We start from the raw sequence: 18,189 nt of genomic DNA on the forward strand, positions 1-18,189 counted from the left end.
TGGGATTAATTACAAAGCACAAATAATCATTTCAACTATTAAATTTAGAATTGGCAAACTTTGAAATTCATATTAAATATTATTTAACACCTTCAAAATATTATCTATATCTGCTAATAAATGGTTTGAATAAAGTCCTGCCAAGTTCACTTTAAGAGACAACTATTAAATAGTTGTCTCTTTTTTTTGCCCATAATTTTAAGTTGTAATTCAAAAAAAAATAATTGTTTATTTAATAAAACTTTTTAGTAAATTGTACAATAATATGAAAGTCTTCGCCAAGGTGTGAATTTCGTATCAATGTCCCAATAGAATAGATAAGGTATTGAACTACGGCTCGACCTGCTTACAAAACCCCTTCAAGTTAGCATTCGGTTATGGATCATGGGACTTTATGAATCCAATACAAGGGAATTCTTTTCTCTATTAAAAAAACTAAAACTAACCATCAAATAAAAATTATGAACAAAGAAAATAATGTAAATCAGATTATTGAGAATTTGATTTTATTAGTAACATCCAAAAATTCACCAAACGAATATCAATTAATTACCCAAACGGTTCTAGCTGCAATACAAAATAAAGACAGCTTAATCACTGATATTAAAGCAATAAAAACATCAGACAATAAAATTATTTCATCTATTATAAAGTCAAAAATTGATGTAAATACAGAGTATTACACCCATATCATAGAACTTATAGGGAATACACTGAATCTTATTTTGAATGCTTTATTATACTCAGATGGGGATAAGATAGGCGATCTTATAAATACAATCAGGAACTATATTTTAGTTATCATTGGTGATTTTAGAAAAAGTCAGGATTATATACAGACATCAGCTTCTTATTCTCTTGTTAATCCTGAGCAGAATTTTTGGTTTTTACGTTCGGATACCAATGGTTTACATACGTTCAATACAGATAATAATTATCTTAAAAATACTATCCCGAATGCTTCTGAATCTATATATTCGAATGCTGAAATATATAACAATCCTTACACAAGTATTTCGCCCAAATGCGTGATTGCTACTCCTATTCCGGCTGAGAAAATTATTAACGAAAATGAACTGCAAAATTACATAACCGACCTTTTTATGAATGTCCCTTTTGCAGCTTCCCATAGAGTTGTTTTTGAGGCTCAGATAAAAGTTGAAAACTTAGAAGGTGGATCTAGAGGATGGGGGTTCTGGAATACAGATGCTCTACCTATAGTGGGAATGAAAGTAGCATGGTTTATACAGCAACAAAATCAATCAACTAAAGAAAATCAATTCCAAATTTGGACATTCAATGGTGTAACTATAGACATATATAAAATTCCAGTTCCTTTAGATGAAGAATGGCATTCCTATAAAATATCAATGGATAAAAACTTAATATCTTATTACATGGATGATAATTTAATACATCAAGTAAATACAATCTTCCAAGGTCCGATGGCTTTTCATAATTGGGTAGATAATGGTTTTTTCGACATGGCCAATGGGGGGAATAAAGTTCTTCAAAATAGTAGTTCTGCTAGAACAAATTATACAAAGGAAATGACAATTTGCACGATCAATTAATCAACAGCATAAGTTCTTTCTATAATAAATAGAAAGCTATTTTTGGAAACTTAATTACATCATTTTTATTTAGGAGACAAATACAATTAGATATTTTTATGATTGTTTAATACATCAAAAGCATAACTTAAATGCTTTTTAACACCTTCAAAATATTATCTATATCTGCAAATAAATGGTTTCGATAGAGTTCTGTTAAGTTCACCAAAAGCCAAAAATCGCCAACTAAAAAAAGTTGGCGATTTTTTTATCTATTTGCTACAAACTCGAAACCTCAAATCAAGAGTAAAACTTGGAGATTTTCAGCGTTTCTTTAGTATATTTTGCACTGTCTTTTCCACATTGCTCATTCAATAATTACTTCAAAATAAGTCAAAAACATAGCAGTATTGATATTTACAACAATACAGCTTTTAACATTTGAATAAAATCATCTCTACTTTTTTAAGCTTTCCTATTTAAATATTAAATTGCACTCACGTTACAAACTATGGACAAATACAGCTTTTTGGAAATAGCAGCATTTACTGGAATATTTTTGGTGCTGTTTCTTGCCTTATTTTTATTGACTGTAAAAACTAAACACAAACTTGCAAATTGGCTTCTCGCTTTTTTTCTGTTTACAAATGCCGTGGATGCTTGTAAATTTTTGATGCGTGATTTTCCTGTTAATTTCATCAACCTCGAAGCATTTCGTTGGAGTATTAATTATTTGGTTCCGGCATCGTTTTATCTCTATGTACTGTCTGTTTGTTTTTCTAAATTTCGATTAAAACCGAAACATTTATGGCATACCATTCCGTTTGTTGCTTTCAATTTGTATATGACGTATGGGATTTATATTGAAGACAGAGCTTCTAAAGTGATTTTCATCAACGCTTTGAGCGAATCACCTATTATGCAATTTTTTCATATTCTTTTCGAGGTTTTATTTCAAGTTTATTTTATTGCTTCATTTTTGGTGATCAGAAAGTCTAAAACCGTCTATCTCGAGAATTATACAAATCCAAATATCTCTATCCTAAATGCACTTTACAAAATAACAATTCTATATTATGTCTTACATTTTTTAGTACTGATAAGATGGCTGGTTACTTTTATCTTTGGTGTGGGAGAGCTCAGACAATGGATTGTAATCCTTGATGGGTTTGCTTTTTTCTTTTGTACGTGTTGGTATCTGTTTGTTGCCTTAAACAAACCCGAATTTTTCAGAGGAGTTAATGCTCAATTGAAACCTATCGTAGAGCTAATTCCGAAACAAAAACCTTCTCCTGCAATTGATGACCAAAAAAATAAACAGATTTTAGCTTTAAAAGAATTTATGATTGAAAAAGAACCTTATCTTGATTCTTCATTAACGATTCAGGATTTGGCAGAGCAAGTAAAAATGCCTGTAAAAGATCTGTCGGCTTTGATTAATCTGTATATGAACAAACATTTTTTTGATTTCATTAATGAATATCGGATCGAAAAAGCGAAGGAAATACTGAAAGATTCTTCACAAAAAGACGTTACGATTTTAGAAATTCTTTACCAAGTTGGTTTCAATTCTAAATCATCGTTCAGTACTTCTTTTAAAAAATATACCGGAACAACGCCAACAGATTTCAGGAAAAATCCAAATTAAATTCATTCTTTTTCTAAGAAATGGGTTCGACTTTTTTTAGTCGGTCGCGTACTGAAGCGTTTTAAAGCATCTTTGCAGCAAATTATAAAATCAGAATCGATTATGAAAAATTTTCTGCTTGCATTTCTTGTGCTTTTATCTTTGAATACTTTTGCACAAAAAGTCATATCCAGTTCAAATAAAGAAAAAGCAAAAAAAATCGATTTGATTATTGGTAAATATCACGAGTACAATCTTTTTAACGGAAGTGCTTTGGTTGTTCAAAACGGTGAAATTATTTTGCGGAAAAATTATGGGAAAGCCGATATGGGATGGAATATCGAGGCAACTTCTGACACCAAATTCAGAATTGGTTCCGTAACGAAGCAGTTTACTGCAATGCTGATTATGCAGTTAAAACAAGAAAGAAAAATAAAGCTGGATGACAAAATAAGTGATTATCTTCCTTGGTTTAGCAAAACGGCAGGAAGCAAAATTACCATTCATCAATTGCTGACACATACTTCTGGCTTGCCAAATTACACGGATTTCCCTGATTTTAAAACTAAAATGGTTTTCGAAAATTTGTCTGGGAAAGATTTTGCTGTCAAATATTTCAAAGATAATTTAGGATTTGAACCAGGAACAAAGCATAATTACTGCAATACGGGCTATTATCTATTAGGATTAATTATTGAGGAAATTACCAGGAAACCTTATGAAAAAGTTCTCAAGGAAAAAATATTTGATGTCATTGGAATGAAAAATACAGGAATTGAAGATTCAAAAGAAATCATTTCAAATTATGCTCAAGGCTATGATTTTGATTACGATGGTTATCAAAAAACAGATTACATCAATATTAAAACGGCTGTATTTTCTGCTGGCGGAATGTACAGTACAGCAAATGATATGCGAAAATGGGATAATGCTTTATACACGAATACTTTGCTGAATGACGAGAACAAAAAAATATATTTTATACCCAATTTAGGTGATTACGCTTACGGTTTGGTTGTTAAGAGACATCAGAATTTTTCAGGTTCGGGAAAAGATATTACAACAATGGCACATAGCGGCGGAATCAATGGTTTTTCCTGCAATATTGCCAGAATTCCGGAAGACAAAATATATGTGATCCTGCTTGATAACACTAGAGCAGGAAAAAGAGGCGGGCAATTGGAAGCCGTTATCGATGATGTCTTCGGAGTTCTCTACAATGCCAAAGTTGATTTGCCTAAGCCATTAATTATCTTCGAAGTTTATAAAAAAATGAAAGCAGAATCAGTAGAAAAAGGCATTGTTTATTTGAAAGAACTGAAAAAAAACAAACTCGATTCTTATAATTTTAATGGTTTTGAAAATGAATTGAATAGATTAACATATAAGTTTTTGGGTGAAGGAAAACCTGATGATGCTTTAAAGATTATTGATTATGCGGTTTCAGAATTTCCAAACTCATCCAATATTTATGATACACGTGGCGAGATTTATTTCATTAAAAAAGATTATCATGCTTCTAAAAAGGATTATCAGAAAACGTTGGAACTGAATCCTAATAATGATAATGCTAAAGAAATGCTTTCAAAAATCAATCAAATTCTATCTTCTAAAATTAATTAAAATGAAGAACCTGTTTTTCTTATTATTTACAATTCTTTTATTTACCAATACGCTTTCTGCCCAAGCGTTAAATATTTCTAAAGAAACAAAGAAAATACATCAAAATTCGAGTGAACAAAAATCAGAAATTAATCAAATTGATTCCTTGATGACAAAATCCTATGAAAGAGATTTATTCAATGGAAATGTTCTTATCGCTAAAAATAATAAAATCATCTATCAAAAATCATTTGGTTTTACCGATGAAACGAAACATACTAAATTAAATGATAAATCTATATTCAATATTGGCTCTATTGCAAAGGAATTTAATGCTGTTGCCATCATGATTTTAGTTGAACGCGGGCTTCTTAATCTTGATGATCCTATTTCTAAATATAACTTAGGATTGCCAAAATGGTCAGAAAAAGTGACTACAAGGCATTTGATTAATTATGCAAGTGGAATTCCTAAAATCGAAAATAAACTAATAGTCCCGAAAAATGATGAAGAAGCTTGGAAGATATTGAGAAACAGTGACACCTTATTGTTTGAACCAGGAACTAATTATATGTATGATAATGGCAATGTATTTTTGCAAAGAAGAATTATTGAAAAGGTAACCGGAATGACTTTTCAGCAATTTGTTATTAAAAACATACTTAAACCATTGAAAATGACCAATTCGGTATTTGATCCAACATTTAGTTATAAAAACAGAACCTCTTGTTATGATATGGACAATGTAAGATGCCCGGAATTGAAATTTATTAGCGGCTGGCTTTGGGTAGATATCAATGACCTTTATAAATGGATTGAAGCCATGAATTCTAATCGTTTAATATCCAAAGAATCCTTTCAAACTTTGTTGAATAACCCATATGCAAAAGATGAAGGCGGATCACTTGGAAGATATTTTGAAAAAGAAGACCTGCAAAGACACAATGGAGTTTCTTATAAATTTGAATCCATCTTTTTAAACGATTTTAAAAATAATATTACGATCATTCTATTGTCAAATAATCTCAATAGAGTTTGGGATTTAGGACATATTATTCATAATTTAATGTTAGGAAAAGAATACGAAATTCCTAAAAAATCTATTTATCAAGCGATAAGAAAAGAATCTCTCTACAACGTAAATAAAGCTATAAAGACTTACTATTTACTCAAAGAAAATTCTAATAATGAATATAGCTTTGAGAATTCCGGTGAACTTAATAAATTAGGGTATGAATTATTAAGACTTGGAAAAACCAATGAGTCTATAACAATATTTAAATTGGCTACCAATGAGTTTCCTAAAGATCCCAATCTTTTCGATAGTTTAGGAGAAGCTTATTTTACAGATAAGCAATACAATTTAGCATTGGAGAGTTATAAAAAAGCAATCAGTCTTGGCGGAACCAGCGGTAATGCTGAAAAAATGATCGAAAAAATCGAAAAAGAAATAAGGAAGTAAAATAAACATAAATGTAACAACATCCTTTTTTGAATTGTCTTAGTTAAATACAAAATCAATTAATTATTCTAAATGAAAAAAATACACCTACTCTTACTACTCTCTTTATCGTTGAATGTTTTTGCCCAAAATGTTAAGGATAAAATAAAATCATTCGAAGACAATCTGCTCAGTTGGGACACATCGAAAACAAAAAAATGGACACTAAAAGAAAGAATGGCTTTCTACAATATGAATGCGGTAAGCATTGCAGTTATAAAAGATTACAAGATAGAATGGACAAAAGCTTATGGTTATGCAGATGTTGCTGAAAACAGAAAAGCTACCCAGCAAACACTTTTTCAGGCTGCATCTATTAGCAAGTCTATCAATAGTCTCGGTCTTTTAAAATTGGTTGAACAAGGAAAATTGGGGTTAGACGATGACATCAATAATTATTTAAAAACTTGGAAATTCCCATACGATTCGCTTTCAAAAGGTAAAAAAATTTCTATTGCAAACCTGTTGAGTCATAAAGCGGGTTTATCTGTTCACGGCTTCGGAGGCTATCAAAAAGGGAAAGAATTACCTACCCTAATACAAATTCTCGATGGACAAAAACCTGCCAATTCTCCTGCAGTGCGTTCTGTGTTTGAGCCCAACCTAAAATTTCAATATTCAGGTGGCGGAACAACTATTTCACAATTAATCCTTGAAAACACTACAGGAGAAAAGTACGAAGATTATATGTTGAAAAACGTTTTGACCCAGTTAGGGATGAATGAAAGTTCTTACCATCAACCACCTTCTTCAGATAAAGAAAAATTACTTGCAACGGCTTATAACAATGGAGAAGAAGTAAAAGGTAAATATCATATTTATCCTGAAAAAGCCGCAGCCGGTTTATGGACCAACCCAAATGATTTGGCAAAATATATCATCGAAACACAGTTGTCATTAGTTGGCAAATCGAATAAAGTTTTATCTAAGGAAATGTCAGTAAAGAGGATTGAGAATAATTATGGCGTATTTCTGAATGATTTTAATGGCACAAAATATTTCGGACATAGTGGTGGAAATGAAGGCTTTGTGTGTTATTATATCGGAAGTGTTGAAAACGGAAACGGTCTGGTTGTAATGACTAACGGTAATAATTTTAAACTAATAGAGGAAATTCTTTTAAGTATTGCCAGTTTGAACCAATGGAAAAATTATCCCATTGAACCTCAAAAAGAATCGATTGCCTTAACCATTAGAAAAGAATGTTTAAAAAATATCGACAAAGGAATTTTGTTGTACCAAGAGCTGAAAAAGAATAATCCAAATGACTACAATTTCTCCAATGAAAATGAACTCAACGGGCTTGGCTATGAATTTCTAAGAAATAATCAATTAGATGCAGCACTTAAGATTTTCACCTTAAATGTCAATCAGTTTCCAAAGTCAGGAAATGTGTATGACAGTCGTGGTGAAGCCTATTTTAACAAAAAAGAATACACATTATCAAAAAGCGATTATCAGAAATCATTTGAACTTGATCCAGCCAATCAGAATGCAAAGGAAATGGTTTTGAAAATCAATCAACTTTTGACCACTCAAAAATAAATTATGCTTTTTAATATTTAATGACAGTAATTTTTGAGAAAATATCAAAAATTAAACAAAAAATCCCGGGTTAACCGGGATTCTAATTTCTTATATAAATTTATTTGATCTCTACAGGAACTGAGATTTTATCCCAATCCATTGTGAATCCGTTATTGGTTATTTTATACACTAAAGTTTCCTGTGTTGCCGGTAAAGCTTTTGTTTTTACATCAACACGTAAAGCATCTTTAGACTGTTCGTATTTATAAGCGCCCCATTGTTTTGGTTCTTTATTAAAAATCGCAGTCCACGTTCCACTTTCTTTAGGGATTAAGAAAAAACTGTATTTACCCGCCGGCAATTTTTTACCCTGAACGGTAATGTCCTTACTGGTTTCGAAAGTAGTTGCTTCATTTGCACCTGCACGCCAAACTTTATCATAAGCTTCTAAGCCACCCCAGATTGTACGTCCTTTAACAGAAGGACTGCTATAGGCGATGGTAATAGTTGCATCTTTAATTTTTCCTGTTGCAGTAGCCGGAGGACTTGCCGGTTTTTTAGCTTCCTGCGCAAAGGCATTTACTGAAATTGTCATTGCAGCTACAAATACGGTAGCAGTTTTGATCATTGCTTTCATAATAATATTTTTGTTTGATTGTTTATTTGCTACGAATTTACTGCTTTCGGCTTATAAAACAGTAATCCGATTGCAGAAAATATAATAACTGCCGCTGCACCGATTACATTCAGCCAAAGGAAGGAAACGATATCGAACTGATAAACAGCAATAACCGTAATTTCTGATAAAATGGCAGAAATAAATACAATCGCCCCGTTGACTTTTTTGTAGTAAAACGCAACAAGAAAAATCCCCAATATCGGACCGTAGAAAAGAGAACCTAAAACATTAACCGCTTCAATAAGGGAACCCATTTGGGTCGCGAACATCGCAACACCAATGGAGAAAATCCCCCAAGCTAAAGTATGTAGACGACTGTATTTCAATTCGGTTGCATCATCTGGAATTTCTTTTTTAAATATTAAATGAACATCTTTTAATGAGCAGGCAGCAAGGGAATTAAGCGCTGCAGAAATCGAACCCCAACTGGCAAGAAAAATGACGGCAAACAGTAAACCGATCATTCCTACAGGCAAGGTATTTTTTACAAAATACAGGAAAATATAATTCGTATCTGTTTTTTCTGCATTAAAATTTGAATGATTGATAGCTTCTTCTACCCTGCCGTGAAGCGCTTTCACTTCGGTTTGAGTGTTTTTAAAATCTTGAATTGTTTGTTTAAGTTGAGGAGATTGAGTTTCTTTCAGCTTTAAAATCTCTTTCGATTCTGCATTAAATTTTGCTTGTAAATCCTGATGCTCTTTTTCAAAAACCGCAGCCTGTTCAGGTTTTGTTTCCTTTAAATGTTGATAAGAACGTTCGTTAAAATAAATCGGAGCCGGTTTTAAAGAAAAGAAAGCGAAAAGCAAAGCACCGATCAAAAGAATAGCAAATTGCATCGGAATTTTAACCAATCCGTTCAACAGCAAACCCATTTTTGCATTGGTATTGTCTTTCGCAGTAATATATCTCCCAACCTGACTTTGATCTGTCCCAAAGTAAGAAAGTGCCAGAAAAAAACCGCCAATTAACCCGCTCCAGATATTGTATTTATCTTTCCAGTCGAATTCTGTGGTGATGACATTCAATTTTCCAGATTTTCCTGCCAGATAAAGCGCATCTTTGAAGCCAATTCCATTCGGCATATTTTGAATAAGCAGATAACCCGCAAAAGCCATTGTTCCCAAAATAATAAGAAACTGTATTTTTTGAGTGTGAGCAATTGCTTTTGCGCCTCCAACATAGGTATAGATTAACAGAATTCCACCCGTTAAAACATTCGTTAAATAAATATCCCAGTTTAAAACGCTTGACAAGATAATACTCGGAGCGTAAATACTGATTCCCGTTGATAAACCTCTGGAAAAAAGAAAAAGCAATGAAGTAAGTACCCTTGTTTTTTTATCAAAACGATTTTCTAAATATTCATAAGCCGTATAAACATTCAAGCGTTGAAAAATCGGGATGAAAGTGATACAAATCACAATCATCGCCAAAGGCAAACCAAAGTAATACTGAACGAAACGCATACCGTCTGTATAAGCTTGTCCCGGAGCCGAAAGAAATGTAATTGCACTTGCTTGTGTAGCCATAATACCAATCAACACAATGTACCAAGGCATTTTATTATCTGCTTTTAGGTATGATTCGTTGCTTTTCTGTCCACGACCAATAAATACGCCGTAAACCACCACTGCAACCAATGTAACAATAAGAACTGTCCAATCTATCGTACTCATGCCCAGAATTTAGTAAAGAAATAATAAAATGCGATCTGAACTACTAATGCAACTGCCAATAGTATGTACCAAATATTCCAATTTTTAAGCTGATTGTTCATTAGTTTTTCTGTGCAGATAAAAAGTTTAAAAATAAACGAGCCGCACCAACATTTCCTGCAGGTAATTGTCTGAAAAATGCCAATGGCGTATAAATAAAATTCCCTTTTCCGTATTTGGCATACAAAGTTGATCCCTGCAGTGGCTCTTCACCCGTATCGTGCATTTCAAAAAGTGGTTCATATGCTGCATCCCATTTGTCAGGGAAATAAGCGCCACGCTCCTGTACCCAACCGTTAAAATCATTTGCGGTAATTTTGTTTGGAAAGTTCAGTAATTTATGATTTGGATTTAAAAATTTAACCTCAGCATTTTCTTCAGTAACACGCTTATTGGCAATGCTGAAATCATATATTCCTAATTGGTTAACGGTAGTGTCCTGATTGGTGTTATACTGCATCACCAAATTACCTCCTGTTTTTACATAAGACCATAAAAAAGGCATCCAGCGACCCAGTTTTTTCTCTGTATTATTGGCACGAACACCAAGAACAATGGCATCGTATTGCGATAGTTTGTTTTGATTACCGTTTCCGTTGGATTCATCTAAGTTGCCATAAAAATCTTCGTCTTTCAAAACATCAACTTGAATCCCAGCAATTCTTAGGAACTCAGGAATAAAATCTCCCGCACCTTGTACATAACCCACTTTTTTAACCTTAGCCTGAATATCGCCTTTCATCACTGCTACTGTTGCAGGCGTAAAATATTGTAATGAAGGTAAATGTGGATATTGAATTAATACTTGCTTTTTATTATAAGTGACTCCATCTGCAATAAAATTCGCATCCAATTGTAACTGATTTGATTTTATTGAAGCAAGTTTAGCTTTTGGAATAGCGTAATCGACAGTAAAATCTTTTCCATTCATCGATTTTAAATCACCGCCGCCTAATCGTTCTCCGTTAAACATCAGATTTACTTTTCCATTTTTGAACTGCTTGCTCGAATTAACTTTAAAATTTAAGCTTAAATTCAAATCTTCATTTTCTTTGACCAGATAAAGTGGTTGTGTAAATTTAAGTTCTAATGCAGGAACAATGCGCAAGGCTTCCACCACATCACCACGTACAGGATCTAATTTCTTGAAAGATAAAGGAAGTTTAACCTGAAAATTTTCTGACCCAATTTTTAAATCAAGCAAAACATTCAGTGGTGATTCTGTCTCAGGTAAACAGACTAAAGTATCACTTGGAACAGAGAAAGTTGCCGCATCTTTGGCTGGTTTTGCTAACCAATAAGGTTCTGTAAGGGCTGCATCAGCAGGAATCTGAATATCATGCTGAATGGTAATTAAAGAATCTTTTGACAGTTTTCTGTTGAAGCTTTCTGACTGACTTAACCATTTTACACTTTCTAAAACAACAGGATTTGAAGTTCTTGAAATCAAATTTAATCTAAAATTATAATGATCTTCGGCAACAGCTTCAGCCTGATTGGTAACCACTTCACCCATAAATCCGGCACAGCTTAAAATGATATTATCAAGAGATTTAATTTTATCTTTTTTTAAATCTGAATCTTTTAATGCTAAAACTTTTTTTCGCAAAACAAGCAAAGCAGGTAAACTACGGTCTGGCTCATTGAAATTGAAATCTGAAATAATTTTATCTAATGATTGGTCAATATCAGCGTTTCCTTGTGAAGTCCATGTTTTAAGAACTCCATCAAAAAGTGTTGATTTTGCAGCCTCACCAGCAACATGGGAAAAATATTCAGTTTTAATTCCGGCTACAGACTGTGTTCCTGCACCTTGGCTCTTATGTAAACTTCTGCTTAATCCCGCTAATTCACCATACCCCATTCCGAGTTGCGCATCATATTGTCCAACGGTAACTTTCAGTTGATTTTCAGAAGTTGTATTGACTGCACCAAATCGGAAAGTATTCCACAATACACGTTTTGGTTGCCATACATTCACATATTTTAGTTGATTGGGGAAAGCAGTTTTATCTCCTGCCAACTTAAAAGCTTTTTCTGCAACCACCGCTGAAGCAGCGTGTTGCCCGTGTCCTGCCGCAGCAGTAGGAGGAAATCGACAAATAATCACATCCGGACGGAATTTTCGGATGACCCAAACTACATCCGCTATAATGCTATTTTCATCCCATTGTTTAAAGGTATCGGTCGTATTTTTAGAGAACCCGAAATCAATCGCACGGGTAAAAAACTGTTGAGCGCCATCTAACTTTCTCGCCTCCAAAAGCTCATGCGTTCTGATTAAACCCAATGCAGCACCTTGTTCTGTACCTAATAAATTCTGACCACCATCTCCTCTCGTTAAAGACAAATAACCCGTTTCTACATTTTGGTCGTTGATTAACCAAGAGAGCAATCCCGTATTTTCATCATCGGGATGAGCCGCAAGATATAAAACTTTAGGTAGCTGTTTAAGGGTTTTGAGTTCACGATAAATTTCAGATGATTTGGAAGGTCGAACCTGTTGAGCCGAAAAAACCGTATAGAAACTAAGGATACATGCAGTGATTACTTTTTTGAACATTTGAATTTGCTTTGCAGGGCAAATATAAGTAAATCATCTTTCTTTCAACTTTAAAAAGAAAAAGCACTTAGCAACACTAAACATTCTATGATATTCTTCCTAAAATAAAAGACCACCTAAGTAAACTAAAAATCAATTATTCTGGCTTTGATTGTTTTTAATGTTTAAAATTACCAAAATCATCGATAAAAGTATTTGAAGATACGTTAATCTTGATTACAAAATACTACCAACAGAGAACAATACGATATAAAAAATTTAATTTAAATTAAAAAAGGTTCTTAAACTTATCAGAAAACAAAAATATTATACATTTGCCAAAATATTACTATTTGTAAACAAAATAAAAATTCAGCAATGAGCGACTTTATCATAGGCATTGGAAAAAGAATTAAAGACATTAGAAAAGAAAACAATCTTACTATTAATGAACTTGCCAACAGAGCCAACGTTAGCAATGGTTTAATTTCAAGAATTGAAAACGGACGAACTATCCCTTCTCTCCCTGTGCTATTAGATTTAATTCAGTCTCTGGATATTGATGCAAGCTATTTCTTTGAAGGCGTCGAAAACAGAAATAGCGCAAAATACCTCTACATCCCAAAAGAAAATCAGCAGGTTATTGAAAAAGAAATTGAAGCTCAAGGATTTAAGTATATGCACATTTTCAGTAAAAGCTTAAATTCATTAGGTTTCGAAGCTGTTTTACTCACCTTGGAACCGAATTCTAAAAGAGAAAAAGTGATTACTGATGCATGGGAATTCAAATACATCTTAAAAGGAACTGTAAAATATCTGATTGATCAGGAAGAAGTTATACTCTCAGAGGGTGACGCATTATATTTTAACGGGAGATTTCCCCACGTTCCTGTAAGCATTTCTGATGAATCTTGCATCATGCTTGTATTATATCTATACTCAGAACGAGACTGATTTTTTTAATCAAAAAAATAATTTCAACGATATAAAAGCCCAACAAAGTTTACTATTAGTAAACTTTTATTTTTTCAATTTAACAAATAAATAACAGATAGTTAATCTTCAATTCTGAAATAAAATGCATTTGATATCAGACAAAAAATAAACAAAACACACTCAATCATCTCATTATAAGAATCTTAAATAATTACCAAAATATCATTTTTGTTACTGCTTCATTTTTTAATTCAAATTAAATACAAGATTTTTTCATTATTAGTTAACATTAAAAGTTTATAAATATTAAAATTCAGACATATTTTTGCAGTGTAATTTTAATATTTGTAAAAAAATGAATACCATAATCCAAAAAAGCTTTATTCCACTTTTTGCCTGTTGCACGATTGGAGTATTTGCACAGAAACAGATTGTAACCGGAATTGTATCGGATGAAAATCAGTCACTTCCTGGGGCAGCCGTTACTATTGAAGGAACTAAAAAAGTAATCATCACAGATTCGGAAGGAAGATTTACAATCAGCGATTTAAAAGAAGGACAATATAATCTGAAAGTTAGCTATATCGGTTTTGAATCTAAAAATCTAAACATTGAAATTGTCGACGCACAAAATCTTAATGTGGGAAGTATTGTTTTATACCAACGTCAGAAAAACATTGACGAAGTTATTATTTCAGGAACGTTGAAAAACAGTGAAGCAAGAGCATTGAATATGCAGAAAAATGCCATCAATATTTCTAACGTTATCGCATCCGACGGAATTGGGAAACTCCCGGACAGAAATGCTGCTGAAACCGTTCAAAGAGTTCAGGGAGTTTCTATCGAAAGAGATCAGGGTGAAGGAAGATTCGTTTCTTTAAGAGGGCTTCCGCCGTTTTGGGCTTCTACAACGATTAATGGAAACAGACTTCCCACCGCTGAAGAAGAAACAACTTCTCGAGCAACAGCATTCGATTTTTTCCCTACAGAACTAATTTCTTATGTTCATGTCAATAAATCTTTCACTCCCGATATGGAAGCAGACGGAATTGGCGGTGGAGTGAATTTTATCACCAAAACACCTCCAATGAAAACAGAATTCAGAGGAACTTTAGGAACGGGATATAACGAAAAAGCAGACAAAGGAGTTTATAATTTAGGCTTATTGTATGGTGGAAGAACAAAGAATAAAAAATTCGGATACTTAGTTAATTTTTCTCATTTCATCAGAAATTGGTCAACAGATAATTTTGAAGCAAGAAGAAGCGGTGACGAAGGAGTTTTCAGAATGGAGCTCAGAGATTATCAAGGTGTAAGAAAAACCACAGGAGCCAATGCCGCTTTAGAATATGTGTTTTCACCCAAAAGCACCTTTTATTTGAAAGGTATGTACGGAACACTTTCTGATGACGAAACTCATTACAAACACAGAGTAAGATTCGACAAATTCAGCAGCACAAACAATACAGCAAGAGTTGAGCTTCAGAATATTCATAATTTACTGATCACAGAATTAACATCAGTTTCTTTAGGCGGGATTCATCAATTGAATAAAAGTAAAATCGATTGGGACTTATCATATTACAACAATCTGTTTAAATACGGAAACATTCCGGATAAGCAGAATAATTCTTACTATGTTATTAAATATACACAAAATGGCGTAGGGATCAATCCAAACTATATTTTAGACAAAGGAGTTGGCCCAAGAGCTTACTGGAAAGCCGATGGCGGAAAATTAGACTACAAAGATCCGGATGCATTATTTGGTTTTTACAGCGACCCAAATTTTAAAATGGATGCTTCGCAAATGAGATTTACCGATCTTGAATTTTATAAGGTTTATGTTCAGGAAAGAGATAAAATCGTTGCTGGTTTCAACCATGAAATCGATATATCTGATAAACTGACGTTGAAATATGGCTTTAAGTACCGCGACAAAGAAAGAAATGCCAGATTTTCTGATATTTTCTACAATTGGAGCAACGGAACCGCACCATTCCTTTCAGAATTCGGTCAATATACCACAACACAACCGAACGGAACAAAATATTTAAGCGAAATGAATGCCCACATCGGAAATACTTTCGGACCGGTATTGTCGACTGGCGGAATGGATCAGTTCTGGTTTCAGAATCAGGGAAATTTAACCATTAATAAAACAGATTCAGAAGCTTTGGAATACAATAAAGCCTTGGGAAGAAACTTTGATGTTTTTGAAAAACACGCCGATGCTTACGGAATAGGAACTTACAAAATCAACGATAAAATGACGATTTTGGGAGGTGTAAGATTATCAAATACACACACCAAAGTGAAAGGTTATAACGTTGTTAATAATACCTTAACCGAAGTAGAGAACACAAAAGATTATCTTGCGGTTTTGCCGATGTTACATTTTAAATATGCCATCAACGATAAAACTAACCTTAGATTTGCAGCGACAAGAACCTTCTCAAGACCAAATTTTGGAGATTTAACTCCGGGAGGAACTTATATTGAAGCTGATAATGAATTTAAAGGAGGAAATCCTAACCTGAACCCAACCTACTCTATCAACCTCGATTTAATGGGAGAATATTACTTCTCAAACGTCGGAATTTTAAGCGGAGGTGTTTTTTATAAGTCAATTACTGACTCTATTTTCCAAGACTCTTTTATAGGAAATTACAACGGAATCAATGGAGTACAATTCAGTGCTCCGAATAATGGAAAAGCAGCCTGGTTAGGCGGAATTGAATTAGGAATCAACAGAAGATTTGATTTTTTACCTGGATTTTTGCAATATTTCGGAACCCAGCTTAATGCAACGTTTATGACGTCTGAAATGGAAAAACCAAGTGGCAGAAAAGTGAAACTTCCGTATCAGGCAAAAGAAATATACAACATACAGCTTTTCTTTGAAAAAGGTGGTTTCAATGCAAGATTAGCATACAATCATAAAGGAAATTTCGCTGTAGAATATGCTGAAGAAGACCTTTATGATTCATACTACGGAAAATACAGCAATCTAGACTTTGGAACTTCTTATCAAATTAATAAGCATTTTACGGTTTTTGCAGATGTAAATAATATTCTGAACAGACCATTGATTTATCATTTCGGTGAAAATCAAGACAGACCAAAGCAGGTAGAATATTATGGTGTAAGAGGGAATATTGGTGTAAAAGTGAATTTCTAAACCATGAAGACCACCATCTCAAAAAACAATACAATGAATGTAACTCTGAAAGCGGCCATCGCTGCCTTTGGAGTCTATTTCTCAATGTACGCTTTCAGAAAACCTTTTACAATAGCATCTTTCAACGATTTGGAATTTTTTGGATTTGATTACAAAATCTTAATAATTATCGCTCAGGCAATCGGATATTTCATCTCAAAATTCATCGGAATTAAATTTATTTCAGAATTAAAACCTGAAAAAAGAATTGTTTTCCTTTTGGCTTTTATAGCGGTTGCAGAATTGGCTTTATTGGGATTTGCAGTTGTTCCGGCTCCTTACAACATTCTGTTTATGTTCATCAATGGAATTCCATTGGGAATGATCTGGGGAATCGTTTTCTCTTATATTGAAGGAAGAAAAACCACAGAAATCATCGGCCTATTTCTCTGTTCCAGTTTTGTGGTTTCATCAGGAGTTGTAAAATCTGCAGGAAAATATTTAATGGATCATTTTGGAATTTCAGAATTCTGGATGCCTTTCACAACAGGACTTTTATTCATCATCCCTTTAGTGATTTTTGCTAATGTTTTAAATAAAATTCCGGCGCCCAATGAAGAAGATATTGCCCTAAAAAAGGAAAGAAAAACACTAAGCAGAGAAGAAAGAAAATCTTTAATCAAAAAATTCTTTCTGCCTTTGGCAGGTATTACAGTTTTGTACATCAGCTTAACAGTTTTAAGGGATTTCAGAGACAACTTCAGCAGAGAAATTTGGGATGAAATGAATGGCAAAACGGATAGTTCTATTTTTACCCTAACCGAAGTTCCTATTTCTATTATGGTTTTGTTGATTCTTGGTTTTATGGTTAAAGTTAAAAACAATCTGAAAGCTTTTGCCTATTATCATTACATTTTATTTGGAGGAATTATTTCAGTAGCCTTATCAACTTTCTTTTTTCAGAGCGGTATTATTTCGCCTTTTCTCTGGATGACGGTTTCAGGATTTGGGATGTATCTATGCTATATTCCCTTCAACGGAATTTATTTCGACAGAATGATTGCCGCTTTCAAAATCAAAGGAAATGTAGGTTTTTTCATCTATTTTGTGGATGCATTTGGTTATCTGGGAAGCGTTTCTGTGCTATTTCTAAAGAATTTGAGTTCGGGAAATCAATCCTGGTTACAGTTTTACATCAATCTCAATTATATTATCGCTGCAACCGTTTTATTATTTGCAGTGGCGGCTTTTTTAGCTTTTCAGGAAAAATCAAAATCAAGACAGAAAGAAGAAAACCATTCTTCAACCATTAGTTTTGATTCTTTTAAAATTTAAAAAAATAAA

At 33.2% G+C, this 18,189-nt stretch carries 11 protein-coding genes; 8 read left to right on the top strand and 3 right to left on the bottom strand.

Translation table 11 applies throughout. The features are described 5' to 3' along the window. The first annotated feature begins 461 nt into the window (after window positions 1-461). The 5 genes from BUR17_RS05590 to BUR17_RS05610 all read left to right on the top strand — a co-directional run bounded on the left by BUR17_RS05590 (window position 462) and on the right by BUR17_RS05610 (window position 7,828). Window positions 462-1,574, top strand: coding sequence for a hypothetical protein (locus BUR17_RS05590; protein ID WP_074229343.1), 1,113 nt, complete (start codon window positions 462-464; stop codon window positions 1,572-1,574). A 490-nt stretch (window positions 1,575-2,064) separates the two neighbouring features. Next, window positions 2,065-3,201, top strand: a complete 1,137-nt coding sequence (locus tag BUR17_RS05595) for a helix-turn-helix domain-containing protein (protein ID WP_074229344.1) — start codon at window positions 2,065-2,067, stop codon at window positions 3,199-3,201. Between the two features lie 102 nt (window positions 3,202-3,303). Further along, window positions 3,304-4,803 carry a serine hydrolase domain-containing protein gene (locus BUR17_RS05600; protein WP_074229345.1) on the top strand — a complete coding sequence of 500 codons (1,500 nt, stop codon included), beginning with the start codon at window positions 3,304-3,306 and terminating at the stop codon, window positions 4,801-4,803. Between the two features lies 1 nt (window position 4,804). Further along, window positions 4,805-6,244, top strand: coding sequence for a serine hydrolase domain-containing protein (locus BUR17_RS05605; RefSeq protein WP_074230241.1), 1,440 nt, complete (start codon window positions 4,805-4,807; stop codon window positions 6,242-6,244). Between the two features lie 72 nt (window positions 6,245-6,316). Further along, window positions 6,317-7,828 carry a serine hydrolase domain-containing protein gene (locus tag BUR17_RS05610; protein WP_084550420.1) on the top strand — a complete coding sequence of 504 codons (1,512 nt, stop codon included), beginning with the start codon at window positions 6,317-6,319 and terminating at the stop codon, window positions 7,826-7,828. Between the two features lie 100 nt (window positions 7,829-7,928). Here BUR17_RS05610 and BUR17_RS05615 read toward each other — a convergent pair whose 3' ends face one another. The 3 genes from BUR17_RS05615 to BUR17_RS05625 all read right to left on the bottom strand — a co-directional run bounded on the left by BUR17_RS05615 (window position 7,929) and on the right by BUR17_RS05625 (window position 12,770). Beyond that, complete coding sequence (locus BUR17_RS05615) at window positions 7,929-8,447, bottom strand: DUF2911 domain-containing protein (protein ID WP_074229347.1); 519 nt, start codon at window positions 8,445-8,447, stop codon at window positions 7,929-7,931. 29 nt (window positions 8,448-8,476) lie between these two features. Further along, a complete protein-coding gene (locus tag BUR17_RS05620; protein ID WP_074229348.1) occupies window positions 8,477-10,168 on the bottom strand; it encodes a sodium:solute symporter in 1,692 nt (563 codons plus the stop codon). Window positions 10,169-10,268: 100 nt separating this feature from the next. Next, window positions 10,269-12,770, bottom strand: coding sequence for a PIG-L family deacetylase (locus BUR17_RS05625; RefSeq protein WP_074229349.1), 2,502 nt, complete (start codon window positions 12,768-12,770; stop codon window positions 10,269-10,271). Window positions 12,771-13,127: 357 nt separating this feature from the next. Here BUR17_RS05625 and BUR17_RS05630 point away from each other — a divergent pair, with 357 nt between their 5' ends. From BUR17_RS05630 to BUR17_RS05640, 3 genes are all read left to right on the top strand, one after another. Then, window positions 13,128-13,703 (top strand): helix-turn-helix domain-containing protein, encoded by a 576-nt coding sequence (locus tag BUR17_RS05630; protein WP_084550423.1) that lies wholly within the window; start codon window positions 13,128-13,130, stop codon window positions 13,701-13,703. A 337-nt stretch (window positions 13,704-14,040) separates the two neighbouring features. After that, a complete protein-coding gene (locus BUR17_RS05635; protein ID WP_074229351.1) occupies window positions 14,041-16,866 on the top strand; it encodes a TonB-dependent receptor in 2,826 nt (941 codons plus the stop codon). A 3-nt stretch (window positions 16,867-16,869) separates the two neighbouring features. Beyond that, the gene (locus BUR17_RS05640) at window positions 16,870-18,180 is read left to right on the top strand and encodes a DUF5690 family protein (protein ID WP_074229352.1); all 1,311 of its coding nucleotides are present in this window, start codon (window positions 16,870-16,872) and stop codon (window positions 18,178-18,180) included. The last annotated feature ends 9 nt before the right edge of the window (window positions 18,181-18,189 follow it).

Origin of the sequence: Chryseobacterium scophthalmum, from assembly GCF_900143185.1 — a bacterium.
Lineage (GTDB): Bacteria > Bacteroidota > Bacteroidia > Flavobacteriales > Weeksellaceae > Chryseobacterium > Chryseobacterium scophthalmum.

Excerpts from the sequence above, each read along its gene's own strand:
- BUR17_RS05590 (WP_074229343.1), top strand. The coding sequence starts at position 462 with ATGAACAAAGAAAATAATGTAAATCAGATTATTGAGAATTTGATTTTA.
- BUR17_RS05595 (WP_074229344.1), top strand. The coding sequence starts at position 2,065 with ATGGACAAATACAGCTTTTTGGAAATAGCAGCATTTACTGGAATATTT.
- BUR17_RS05600 (WP_074229345.1), top strand. The coding sequence starts at position 3,304 with ATGAAAAATTTTCTGCTTGCATTTCTTGTGCTTTTATCTTTGAATACT.
- BUR17_RS05605 (WP_074230241.1), top strand. The coding sequence starts at position 4,805 with ATGAAGAACCTGTTTTTCTTATTATTTACAATTCTTTTATTTACCAAT.
- BUR17_RS05610 (WP_084550420.1), top strand. The coding sequence starts at position 6,317 with ATGAAAAAAATACACCTACTCTTACTACTCTCTTTATCGTTGAATGTT.
- BUR17_RS05615 (WP_074229347.1), bottom strand. The coding sequence starts at position 8,447 with ATGAAAGCAATGATCAAAACTGCTACCGTATTTGTAGCTGCAATGACA.
- BUR17_RS05620 (WP_074229348.1), bottom strand. The coding sequence starts at position 10,168 with ATGAGTACGATAGATTGGACAGTTCTTATTGTTACATTGGTTGCAGTG.
- BUR17_RS05625 (WP_074229349.1), bottom strand. The coding sequence starts at position 12,770 with ATGTTCAAAAAAGTAATCACTGCATGTATCCTTAGTTTCTATACGGTT.
- BUR17_RS05630 (WP_084550423.1), top strand. The coding sequence starts at position 13,128 with ATGAGCGACTTTATCATAGGCATTGGAAAAAGAATTAAAGACATTAGA.
- BUR17_RS05635 (WP_074229351.1), top strand. The coding sequence starts at position 14,041 with ATGAATACCATAATCCAAAAAAGCTTTATTCCACTTTTTGCCTGTTGC.
- BUR17_RS05640 (WP_074229352.1), top strand. The coding sequence starts at position 16,870 with ATGAAGACCACCATCTCAAAAAACAATACAATGAATGTAACTCTGAAA.